At 57.1% G+C, this 282-nt stretch carries 1 pseudogene; it reads right to left on the bottom strand.

Annotation, left to right across the window (positions count from 1 at the left end):
- Positions 1-282, bottom strand: a pseudogene (locus WG8_RS28880) (ROK family protein); the annotation flags it as partial.

Below are 282 nucleotides of genomic sequence, written 5' to 3'. Positions count from 1 at the left end.
GGCCCGCCGATGATGAGCATGCCGGGGTTGAGGCTATTCACAATGTTGGTAATGCCCACACCCAAATATCGCCCGATATCACGAAATACGCTTAACGTATCCGCGTCACCTTGCCGGGCAAACGGCAGTAATTTCGCTGTACTGTGTGCGGGCAGGGAGAGGGCGGGCGCTGTATATGCTTTTTCCGAAGCATAAAGCTCCCAGCAGCCCCGGCTGCCGCAGGTGCAGGAACGTCCGTTCCAGTCAATGGTCATATGACCCGTCTCTCCGGCATATCCCCCA

Source organism: Paenibacillus sp. Aloe-11 (assembly GCF_000245715.1).
Classification (GTDB): Bacteria; Bacillota; Bacilli; order Paenibacillales; family Paenibacillaceae; genus Paenibacillus; species Paenibacillus kribbensis.
This window is presented reverse-complemented; position numbering and strand designations above follow the sequence as displayed.